The following is a 9,050-nucleotide window of genomic DNA, read 5'->3' on the forward strand; positions in this document are numbered from 1 at the left end:
ATTGACCATCTTTCTCCTCTAAAAAGAAGAATAATAAGAAACAGGCTGAAAAAACTCCTTCAGAAATAATGGACATAATCTTTTTTGGTTCTGATGAGATCTCTATTAATCCATTTGTTTCTTTAATTGAAAGCGGTCAAAATGTGAAAGCCCTTATTACTTCTCCTGATAAGCCAAAGGGAAGGGGTCTTGAGCCTTCACCTCCAGAGATAAAAAAAATTGCTATAAAATACGGAATATCAGTTTTACAGCCTGATAGATTGAAAGAGAATCAAGAGATATTTGAAAAATTGAAGGAATTGGAGCCTCAGCTTGGAGTTGTAGTTGCTTATGGGAAAATTATACCACAGGAAATAATTGAAATTCCAAAATTAGGGATAATAAATCTTCATTTCTCCCTCCTTCCAAAATTGAGGGGAGCAGCTCCAATCAACTGGGCAATAATAAATGGAGAGCAAAAGACAGGGGTAACAGTATTTTTTATAAATGAAAAAATGGATGAAGGAGATATTATTCTTCAAAAGGAGATAGAGATCGGAGAAAGGGAGAGGGTTGATAAACTTAGAGAAAGAATGATACCCATAGGAACATCCCTGCTTTTATCAGCTATAGATTCCATTGAGAAAGGAGATTTTAAGAGAATCCCTCAAAATCATGCCCTTGCTACATACGCTCCAAAGATAAAAAAAGAAGATGGTTTGATTGATTGGTCTAAAACAGCTGAAGAGATTGATAGGCTTGTAAGAGGGCTTTTTGGCTGGCCTGGGACTTTTACTTACTGGAATGGGAAAATGCTAAAAGTAATTGAGACTCTGCCCCTTGAAGAAAAATTTGATTTTAAGAAACCAGGGGAGATTGTTGAAATAAGAAAGGAAGGAATTATAGTTGCATGCGGTAATAACTCTGCAATATTAATTAAAACTCTTCAGTTAGAAGGGAAGAAAGTTATGCCAGCCTATGACTTTTCTCTTGGAGCGAAAATTAAAAAGGGAGATATTTTTGGAGGAAAAGAAGAAAAAATTAATTTGTGACTATTCAATCTAAGAAAAAGGATATGCAATAATATATGGAACCTTTCCAGGCTAGTAGGTAAAGATTTAATCTATTCATATTTTGGGGAATGATGGGATGCATATCAAAGGGGCTGATGGTAGATTGGATAGAGGTAAAGGGGAAGAGGTATGGGATGAAGATTCTACCTGCGATATTAGAGAGTTTGTAAGGGAAGAGAAATGATAAAACCTTGTTCTATTTGCGATTTGTTATAGAGAAATTATAAGGGAAGACCTCCATAGTGAACTCAAAAAAACAAAAAATTGACCAAAACCCTCATCTATACATAATTTTCAAAAATTAAGGTGTCAAAGTTGAGTTTAAGACTTCCTAATAGCTTCCAATAATCCTTAAAAAGATTGAGCCTCACATAAACAATTAACCATATCTTTTTTTGGTGCGAAGAGAAGGGGTTCAAAATAAATATATTCTTTAATAATCAAATTTTGACATAAAAATATCAAATTTTGACATTGACTGAGGGATTGGAGGTGGAATATATTTTAGTATGAATTTAAATTTTTAAGAGGAGGTGTAAGGATGTTTATAGAGATGATTCCTTTATCAAGTACCTCTATTGACCCAGGGTTATTTGCAGAAGAAATGGCAGTGCCAGCCCTCCCTGCAGTCATTGTCGAAGCAATTATTTACAGTGCTATAGGTGTGGTTATTTATGAAGCAGTAGAGATTGCGTTTGAGAAACTCTAAAGTTCTAAACCTGTATGAGAGAAAATTATTTCAGAAGTAACGAGGGAGAAGGAAGTATTTATTTTTAAACTTTTACAAGTTATTGAAAAAGTTATAGTTTTTTACTTAAAGAGAGGAAGAAGTAGTATTTTATGACGGCGGAAGTGATTTATTATAAGAGTGAAAAATGAGGAAATGGATATTATTAATACAATTACATTCAACATCTTTGTTAAGCATTGGTAGTAAAGGAAGATATAAATTTCCCCCTTTAGGACTTCTTTGTATCTCTTCTATGTTGCGTTTACATGGATATGTAGTTCGGATAATAGATTTATTATCTTTTGGAAAAAATACTTCTTATCTTTTAAAAAGAATTAGAGACTTAAAAGAGAAACACAAGATAGATCCTCTAATATCAGGATTTACAGTTTTTACTGAAAATGTTAATGATGCAATAATTACTTCCATTGAACTGAAGAAAATATTTCCTAAAACTCTTATAGTATTTGGTGGAGCTCATGCAAAAGCAGCATATGAAGAACTACTTCAAAATGGAGCGGCTGATATTGTAAGCTTGGTAGAAGGAGAGGGACACATTTTAGAAATAGCAAAATATGCTGAAGGGTTAATCTCATTAGATGAAATAAGGGGAATCGCTTACTTAAAAGACGGACACATAGAAGTAAATGACAGATTTTTCTTGCACGATTTGGATCTACTTCCCTTGCCAGATTTTTTGAATGTGAAATATTCAAATTACAGACAGGTAGGCATTCTGGTCACATCTCGCGGGTGTCCTGGTAGATGTATATTTTGTGCATCAAGACAATTTTCGGGCAGTAAGTATAGAGCATCCAGTGCAAAAAGAGTTTTTGCGGAGATAATGTTTTTGTATCTTTATTTTAGAATAAAAGACTTTGGAATAATGGACGATACATTTACAGTGCTGAAGAAAAGAACAAAGGAATTCTGTATGCTCTTGAAAAGACACTTGAAAGAAAAAATAGGATATGCAATAAAAAGTAGGGTAGATTTGTTAAATGAAGAGACTCTTTCTTATTTAAGAGAGACTAACTGTAGTGCCATTCACATAGGGGTAGAGAGTGCTGATAATAAAGTCCTAAAAATAATGAAGAAAGGAATCACAATAGAAAAAAGTTTAGATATAATTGAAAAAATTGCAAGCTTTGGTATTGTGCCAGAGTGTTCTTTTATTATAGGTAATCCCGGCGATACTCCAGAGACAATATATAAAACATTATTCATGGTATATCTTCTCAATAAATATTTTATTCTTTATCCCCCCGCAGCAGTAGCAATTTGCACTCCTTATCCTGGCACTGAATTAGCTTTAAATTATAAAAATTTTGAAATGAATATAATAGTTAAAGATTGGCGAAGATACGATTCTATACAACCTATATTTGAAACAAAAGATTTTTCAGCGGCCTTTATAAGAGAGACTATGTGGAACTTCAATCGTGATCCAAATTCTTTTATACAAAAAATTAAGAAAGAACATCCTTCACTGGAGGACTTTTATAACCGAATTGAAAAAAAGATTAAGAATGCCGCAGAAAAATATATGGAAGCTAGAAAGGAAGATGTTAAAAAATGTATTCCCTTGAATATCTAAAATTAAAAAGCCATATACATGCAAAAAACTTAAAGAATGGAGAGCTTCTTCTTTTAGACACTAAAACAGGGATATGGTTAAAAACATCTTTTTCTTTTAAAAAGCTATATAATATAATAAAAGAAGGAACTACAATGAACGAAGTTAAAAAAGTAATAACAACCTTATATCCAGGAAGAGAAAATGAGGCAGAAATTTGTCTCGATTCTTTAAGAATCAATGGATTCTTAGAAGGTTTTGAATCGACTATTCTTCAACCTTTAAATGAGATAAGGCCTATTCGAATTATTTGTGATTTTTCAGCAAACAAAAAATTACTAAGAGAGTTTTTACTAAAAAATTTTGAAAATATTCCAATAGAATTAGTATACGAGTATAATAATCACATAAATAAAGATAAGATTAAGGTAGACTATCCTAATGTTTATCCTTCTAACATAGAGCTTGTTTTTAGAGTGGATTGGAACATGCTGAGAAAAGAAACTATAGATGAATTTGATAATAATATTTCGAATATTTCAACTATTCAAATAAATTTCAATGATTTTGAAAGCGACCAAGATAAAATAAATGAAAAAAGGAGACTTATAGAGTTTATAATAAAAGAAAAAAAAGTTGAACTTAGATATGCGATAGCTGCCTTTTATAAGAAACGAAAAAAGGAGAAGGATCTTACTTTGCCTCTTATTCTCATGCCTCATGTTTCTTATTATTTCACTGGTGAAGAAATTTTTCATTTCCATAATGGAAAAGATCGATATAAGTATTTTATTTTTTGGGTTAAAACAATGAATAAATTTTACCAACTTTTCAGTATGGGAGCAAAAGCCCTTGTAAAATTTTCAAGTGGGAACCTCCTTCCAATGATTGTTTTCTCTCGTATCTTAAAAGATTCATGTGGAGCTGGTATAACAAACTTTTATATTGATAAGAATGGAAATATCTATCCATGTAAATATTTAGATAAATTTCCTATGGGGAATATTAACTCTTCATCTCTTATTTTCTTTAATAAATATTCTTATACAAGATATCCTACCTGCAACGAGTGCCCTTTACTTAGAGTATGTAGCAGATTATGTTTAGCACTACATCAAGAAGGATTTTCAAAAATCTGTAAATTTTATAAGGGTTTTTTAATCGCATACATATCAGCAATTCCAATAAAAGCTATAAAAGAGTTATCACGCATTGAGGGAAAATCAAATGATTCAGAGTTTAAAAGTTTCTCTAAAGCAAAAGAAGAAGTCAAAAGATTTAATAGAAGGTGTCTATGTCCAATAGGAACATTTTAACAATTTCTCCCCTTGCCCTAACATGGTATGAAGATAACGAAGGAGTAGTTATTGTAGAAAATTATTATAATAAAAGAAAAGTCTTTTTGGATGAGCAGGAACTTTCAACATTATGGAAAATTATAATTGAAAATTCTGATTACCAAAAAATAGAGGAAAATTTTTGCTCCTTATGGAGCAGAGAAGACTTTAAGCGTTGCTTGAATTTATTAAAAAGAGCCGGTATTATAAAAATTAATTTTACGAAGGAGGGCTCAAATGAAGGGGCAAAGTCTTGATAAAGCTAAAAAAGGAGACTATATATTATTGACCACCAAGTCTAACCTTACCTTTGCAGGAACAATAGAAAGGGTAGAAGAGAAAGAGAGGGAGCGACTAATAGTATTCCAACCCTCAAAAGATTCGCCATTATGGATAATAGTAGAAGAAAGTTTTATCCAGAAATTGAAAGTATTAATATCGTCAGAATAAAAAGGAAAGATGAGGAAAAGAGAGATATGCTTTCTTTTGGCATTGATAGCTTTCTCCCTCTATGGCAAGGATATTGTAAGACTAAATGAGCTCTCAAGTGTGGGAGGGAAGTTTGTTATCTTAAATAATTCTATTTATACCTTTGACACGAAGGAGTACTCATTGAAAATTTTCTCCTTTAATGGGAAGTTAATTCTAAGCAAATCAATAAGAGGGGAGGGTCCAGGGGAAGTTTCAACTATGGGATCCTTTATAGCTCAGAGCGGAGAAAATATATTGATTCTGGAGACAATCAAAAAGAAGTGGATTGAATTTGATAGCAATTTAAAGTTTCTAAGAGAAGGCAGGTTTGAAGAACCAATTACTATTATCAAAAAAATCGGTAAATTTTCAGTAGGAGGAGTTGCAGGATTAGAGGAGGGCAAATACAGTAGAAAAATCTATTTGCTTTCCGAAAATTTTGACATAAAAAGAGAAGTTTACAAAGAATATAGTAAATATTTAAAAAATAGAATGGACGCCAATGAATTTTATATTACCTTGGACACCATAGATACACTTATTGCTTTTGGTAGCGGGAGCAAAGGAAAGGTTAAAATAATAGATATTAATGGAGATTTGAAAAAAGAGCTTGAGATAAAGATAAAGCCCACAAAATATGATGAAGATAGTCTTTATACTATGCAAAAGCTCTTGCCTTCGAGAGTTAAGGATCTTGTAAAATTTGAAACCTACCCATTAATCTTTCAAGTTATCTTCACTTCAAAAGATGAACTTTTAATTGTTTCAGGGAATGTAATGAAAAATAACCAAGCAAAAAGCTACCTTTATAATCTTAAGAGTCAAAAAATGGTAAGTGCAACAATTCCAATGGGTATTTTGAGTTATCATAAAAATGCTTTATTTATAATGAGTGAAGATGAAAATGGTTGTTTTTTGGAAAAAGTTAAACTTAGATAAACCATGGGAAAGGAAATAGTTATTGAGTTTGAAAATATATCTAAAAAATTTGGTAATATTACAGCGCTAAAGGAGGTGAGTTTTAAAGTTGAAAAAGGGATAATCTTTGGAATATTCGGTCCCAACGGCGCAGGCAAGACAACTACAATAAGGATCATTGCAGGAATATTGAAACCTGACTCAGGAAGGGTTTATATAAGAAGTGCTAATCTTTCTTACATACCCGAAGAATTAAGTTTATATAAAGAAGAGAAAGTCTTGAACATTCTAAAATACATTCTATCTTTAAAAAAAGTTCCACAAAAAAGATGGAAAGAAGAGATAGAAATATGGAGTTCTTTGTTGAAAATAGAAGAATTTCTTAAGAGGAGAACAAATGAACTATCAAAGGGGCAGAAAAGAAAAGTTATGTTTGCAATGTCTTTGTTAGGGAATCCTGAGATAATCATAATGGATGAGCCATTTATAGGATTGGATGTGGAAGCATCCGAAGGATTAAAAAAGATAGCATACGACATGAAGGAGAAAGGGAAGACAATTATTTTCTCTACTCACATTCTTGAACTTGCAGAAGAGCTGTGCGAGGAAGTAATTATTCTTAAAAATGGCGAAATTATTGAAAGAGGTGGTATGGAAGAACTAAGAAATAAATATACCAGAGGAAACTGGGTTATTCGATATAGTGGAAAGATAGATAAAACAGTTTTCCCTGGTAATGAAGTTGAGATACTCGATAATATAATAAAACTCCCATCTGATATTTCTTTAAATTATTTGATAGAAAAGCTGGAAGGAATGGTGGAGATAATGGAGATAAAAAAAGAGTATCCTAATTTTAAGGAAATCTACCTGAGGATTTTAGGAGAAAAAGATGAAAGAGATTTACAGCTATGAAGTTATTAAAATTCTAAAAAAACCATGGTTTTACATGAGTTGTTTTTTTCTGCCCTTCATCCTTCTTCTTGGTTCAGGATTCCCAACATTCCTAATAAACTATTTCATAAAAGAGGTAAAAGAAGGAAAGGTATTAATTTCTGGAAATAGAGAAATTGCCCATGAGATTCACAATGAACTTATAAGTTTGGTAGGAAAAAAATGGAAGATTAGAGAGGTAAATGATGAAGTGAATTCTTATATGGATAAAGATACAATATTTATAAAGGCAATGGAAAAGGAGATTATTGTAAAGATGAAAAATAGAGATTTAATAAAGGAAAAGCTCATAGAGAAAGCTATCCAGGGTGCATATCTCAAAGTTTTCCTTACAGAGAAGGGCTTGAATTCACAGGAGATAGAAAAAATAAAGAAAGGTTTGCCAATTAGAGTGTTAACTGAAAAAAGAAGTGGCAAGGGGAAATATTTTGGACTCATTATTCTTGTTATTTTTTATACTGGAATTACAGTATATGGGGATTATCTTTCCAGAAGAATCATTATAGACAAAGATACAAATTTTCTTGACATACTCCTTATTTATAAAAATCCTTCTCAAATCTTCTGGGGGAAATTACTTGCTGTGGATACTTGCTATTTCATATATCTTGGGATAACACTCTCCCTCACCTATTTATTGTTAAAATTTCTTCCCTCTCGTATTCCTGATATTATTGCAATTCTTATTTTAAAAGAAATCGATTTGAAATCCTTCCTTCTCATTTTTTTAATATTTTTTATGGCATTTCTCATGTATTCTTCTTTTTATCTTCTTTCCGGAGTGATATCTCGAACTGAGGATGATTTAAAAGGTGCAAAAAGTATAATAAATTATGTATTGTCATTTTCCCTTCTATTAAATGTGGTTTTAATGGCAATACCTCCTATTAAATTAACAAAAGTTCTTTATTATATCCCTCCAGTTTCTCCATTTTCCATGCTTACATTTTTAATGAAAGAGGAATTGGACACATTAAAATTTGCTTCGGGTTCTATTATAATTATTTTTACAACTATAATTTTTATTAAGATAGCTGGGACAAAATTTGAAAGAAGCTCTTTATATGAAAGGAGGATAGGGTGAGAATAGCTTTTAAAATATTAATATTTTTGTCTCTTCCATTTCTTCTTTTTCCTCAAGAATCGTTTATAAAGGAGCTTTGTGAGAAAAGAGAGAAGATGTCTGAGTTCCTGAAAAGTTATAAAGTTGTTGCAAATGTGGAAAATTTTGTATATGATGGAAAAGGAAACTTAATAAGAACCGACAAGAAGGATATTGAACTTTATTGGGATGGAAATAAATGGACAGAAAAGGGAGGGAAAGAAATATTAGGAATGACCAGAAAAACTGTTAATCCATTCAAATGTAATGATGTTTCTTTTTTCCAATATGAAGTCAAAGATTGGGGACAGGAATGGTGCATCCAAGTTAAACTTCTTGAAAAATATCAGGGTTTAGAAGCAGAGGAAGGAAATTATATTGTATCAAAAAATAGTAGCTATTTTAAAAAAACATTTACAACGCTAACTAAATGTCCTTCGGATTTAAAAAATTTTCAATTGGAGACAGAGTATGGAGAAATTGGAAAAGGAGTTATCGCACCAATGAAGATGAAAATAGAAACTGATATTGATGAGGAAGCCTATGGAGTAAGCATTAAGACGATCTCCATTCTAAATTTTACATATAAAAAAAATTAGAGAAATAGGATTAGAGGGATAAATGGGAGAATATCCTTTGGAGATAATTGACAAAATATTAGGTTTTAGGGGAGGGGCACTGGATATTATTCTCTTTTATTATCTAAAGAGGGCTATTAAGGCAATAGAAGTGGAATTTGGTTTATTCCTTATTTTTGGGAAGGATGGGGCTCTTGCCTCCATGGCCAAGGTAGGGGAATTTTCTGATAGGAAGAGGATAGAAGAGAGGGCTAAGGGAAGGAGAGGAATTCTTCCAACTGTTCTTGAAACAATGGAACCATATATAGCCAATGACCTTGACTCTGACCCTC

Annotated in this window: 11 protein-coding genes; all 11 read left to right on the top strand. The window is 31.8% G+C overall.

Translation table 11 applies throughout. The features are described 5' to 3' along the window. Positions 1-68: 68 nt before the first annotated feature. Complete coding sequence (gene fmt, locus ABIN61_08765; protein ID MEO0294292.1) at positions 69-1,031, top strand: methionyl-tRNA formyltransferase; 963 nt, start codon at positions 69-71, stop codon at positions 1,029-1,031. Between the two features lie 562 nt (positions 1,032-1,593). Continuing rightward, a complete protein-coding gene (locus ABIN61_08770; protein MEO0294293.1) occupies positions 1,594-1,761 on the top strand; it encodes a hypothetical protein in 168 nt (55 codons plus the stop codon). A 166-nt stretch (positions 1,762-1,927) separates the two neighbouring features. Further along, entirely contained in the window at positions 1,928-3,379 is a 1,452-nt protein-coding gene (locus ABIN61_08775) for a radical SAM protein (protein MEO0294294.1), read from the top strand. Continuing rightward, positions 3,358-4,674, top strand: a complete 1,317-nt coding sequence (locus ABIN61_08780; protein ID MEO0294295.1) for an SPASM domain-containing protein — start codon at positions 3,358-3,360, stop codon at positions 4,672-4,674. Before ABIN61_08775 ends, ABIN61_08780 begins: the two co-directional genes overlap by 22 nt. Next, a complete protein-coding gene (locus ABIN61_08785) occupies positions 4,653-4,952 on the top strand; it encodes a hypothetical protein (protein ID MEO0294296.1) in 300 nt (99 codons plus the stop codon). The genes ABIN61_08780 and ABIN61_08785 overlap by 22 nt, the downstream gene beginning before the upstream one ends. Then, positions 4,933-5,145, top strand: coding sequence for a hypothetical protein (locus ABIN61_08790; GenBank protein MEO0294297.1), 213 nt, complete (start codon positions 4,933-4,935; stop codon positions 5,143-5,145). Before ABIN61_08785 ends, ABIN61_08790 begins: the two co-directional genes overlap by 20 nt. Before the next feature lie 9 nt (positions 5,146-5,154). Next, on the top strand, positions 5,155-6,105 hold the full coding sequence (locus tag ABIN61_08795; GenBank protein ID MEO0294298.1) for a 6-bladed beta-propeller: 951 nt from the start codon (positions 5,155-5,157) through the stop codon (positions 6,103-6,105). Between the two features lie 3 nt (positions 6,106-6,108). Next, on the top strand, positions 6,109-6,999 hold the full coding sequence (locus ABIN61_08800) for an ABC transporter ATP-binding protein (GenBank protein ID MEO0294299.1): 891 nt from the start codon (positions 6,109-6,111) through the stop codon (positions 6,997-6,999). Further along, positions 6,977-8,122, top strand: a complete 1,146-nt coding sequence (locus ABIN61_08805) for an ABC transporter permease (protein MEO0294300.1) — start codon at positions 6,977-6,979, stop codon at positions 8,120-8,122. The genes ABIN61_08800 and ABIN61_08805 overlap by 23 nt, the downstream gene beginning before the upstream one ends. After that, positions 8,119-8,739 (top strand): hypothetical protein, encoded by a 621-nt coding sequence (locus ABIN61_08810; GenBank protein MEO0294301.1) that lies wholly within the window; start codon positions 8,119-8,121, stop codon positions 8,737-8,739. Before ABIN61_08805 ends, ABIN61_08810 begins: the two co-directional genes overlap by 4 nt. 22 nt (positions 8,740-8,761) lie before the next feature. Further along, a partial coding sequence (locus ABIN61_08815; protein MEO0294302.1) for a hypothetical protein occupies positions 8,762-9,050 on the top strand: 289 nt, incomplete at its 3' end.

Source organism: candidate division WOR-3 bacterium (assembly GCA_039804165.1).
In the GTDB taxonomy this organism is placed as follows: domain Bacteria; phylum Hydrothermota; class UBA3072; order UBA3072; family UBA3072; genus JAFGHJ01.

Excerpts from the sequence above, each read along its gene's own strand:
- fmt (MEO0294292.1), top strand. The coding sequence starts at position 69 with ATGGACATAATCTTTTTTGGTTCTGATGAGATCTCTATTAATCCATTT.
- ABIN61_08770 (MEO0294293.1), top strand. The coding sequence starts at position 1,594 with ATGTTTATAGAGATGATTCCTTTATCAAGTACCTCTATTGACCCAGGG.
- ABIN61_08775 (MEO0294294.1), top strand. The coding sequence starts at position 1,928 with ATGAGGAAATGGATATTATTAATACAATTACATTCAACATCTTTGTTA.
- ABIN61_08780 (MEO0294295.1), top strand. The coding sequence starts at position 3,358 with ATGTATTCCCTTGAATATCTAAAATTAAAAAGCCATATACATGCAAAA.
- ABIN61_08785 (MEO0294296.1), top strand. The coding sequence starts at position 4,653 with ATGTCCAATAGGAACATTTTAACAATTTCTCCCCTTGCCCTAACATGG.
- ABIN61_08790 (MEO0294297.1), top strand. The coding sequence starts at position 4,933 with ATGAAGGGGCAAAGTCTTGATAAAGCTAAAAAAGGAGACTATATATTA.
- ABIN61_08795 (MEO0294298.1), top strand. The coding sequence starts at position 5,155 with ATGAGGAAAAGAGAGATATGCTTTCTTTTGGCATTGATAGCTTTCTCC.
- ABIN61_08800 (MEO0294299.1), top strand. The coding sequence starts at position 6,109 with ATGGGAAAGGAAATAGTTATTGAGTTTGAAAATATATCTAAAAAATTT.
- ABIN61_08805 (MEO0294300.1), top strand. The coding sequence starts at position 6,977 with ATGAAAGAGATTTACAGCTATGAAGTTATTAAAATTCTAAAAAAACCA.